Here is a 1,371-nt window from a genome sequence, read left to right on the forward strand (position 1 = left end):
TTGTATTATACTGAAATAGGTTGACCTTTTTTCGGTTGATTTTCGGTTGTTCAAAACGAAGTTTTCAAATCGTTAGAGGATTTAAAATTACATTATTTTTTCGATACGATTTGTAGTTGATGTTGGGATTGAGATGTACCTCTGCAGGTTTTCTCAGATCCAGGCTGAAATGAGTTCTTAGGTTGTTGTAAATGTAGACCGCTTGCTGTGTCATTTTTTGCGCTAGTTCGGTGTTTTTAATGGTTTGTTTTAGCCCATATTCATGTTTTAGGGTTCTGTTAATGCGTTCTGCAACGGCGTTTTCATAAGGATCGTATTGCTCTGTCATACTCATGGTAATACCGTTTTGTTCAGCAAATTGCGAGTATTTGGGATTGCAGTACTGGAACCCTCTGTCGGAATGGTGAATGAGCTTTTGGTTGGGATATTTTCTGTTTTTAATGGCCATGGCGAGTGCATCTTTGCAAAGAGATGTTCTCATATGGCTGTCTAGTTTATATCCCATAATTTGCTTGGAATAGGCATCGGTTACCAATGCTAGGTAGTTGTGTCCGTTTTCGGTTTTAATGTATGTTATGTCGCTTACCCAAAGCTGTTCAGGTCGGGTGGGGACGTGGTCCTTAACAAGGTTTTTATATTTTTTGAACATGTGGTTGGAGTTTGTTGTGGTGATGTAATTTTTGGCTTTAGGCACAAGTAGGCTGTTGAGCTTTAGAAACCTGTAGAATTTATCTCTTCCAATCTTAATATTGGCATTTATAAAATCTTGTTTCAGTTCACTGTAGAGCTTGATTCCGCCAGTTTTAGAGCCTACTTTTTTACGGTACCCTTTAACTAAAGAAATTAGTTTTTGTTGGTCTATTTCTTGTTTTTGTTGTGTTTTGAGTCTTTTGTAGAAGGCTTGTTTAGATATCCCAAAACATCCATAGAGCCATTTTCTTTTAAACGGTCTTTTTTCTTTTTCTCTATCTCTTTTGCCAATGTTTTGGGTAATGACTTTTTTGACATGTCGACGCCTGTAATAAGTTCCATATCAGCGATAATGTCCTGTTGGAAGTCCTTTTGGAACTCCAGTTCTTCAATACGCTCTTTCAGCTTTTTAATTTCGTCGTTTTTGCTCATACCAGTGTTTCGTTGCACTAAGGTACTGTATTTTCTCAACCAATAGGCTATGGTGGTTCTGGGAACCTCATATTTTTTGGAAGCTTGGTTGTTGGATAGCTGTCCGCTAAGGATTTGGTCAACGACCAGAAGTTTGGTCTCTAGATTGACTTTTTGGTAGCTTTTTTTTCGCCAGTGTTGTTTTTCGTGTTTCATAAGTGACTGTAATTGTTTGTTCAATTTTTAGTCAACCTATTTCAGGAAAATTCA

General features: G+C 37.4%; 2 protein-coding genes. Both read right to left on the reverse strand.

Annotated elements, in window-relative coordinates; genetic code table 11:
* Positions 1–64 precede the first annotated feature (64 nt).
* On the reverse strand, positions 65–913 hold the full coding sequence (locus BKM32_RS16305; protein ID WP_253187476.1) for an IS3 family transposase: 849 nt from the start codon (positions 911–913) through the stop codon (positions 65–67).
* Positions 859–1,317, reverse strand: coding sequence for a helix-turn-helix domain-containing protein (locus tag BKM32_RS16310; RefSeq protein WP_076665394.1), 459 nt, complete (start codon positions 1,315–1,317; stop codon positions 859–861). Before BKM32_RS16310 ends, BKM32_RS16305 begins: the two co-directional genes overlap by 55 nt.
* Positions 1,318–1,371 lie beyond the last annotated feature (54 nt).

Origin of the sequence: Mangrovimonas sp. DI 80, from assembly GCF_001975575.1 — a bacterium.
In the GTDB taxonomy this organism is placed as follows: domain Bacteria; phylum Bacteroidota; class Bacteroidia; order Flavobacteriales; family Flavobacteriaceae; genus Mangrovimonas_A; species Mangrovimonas_A xylaniphaga.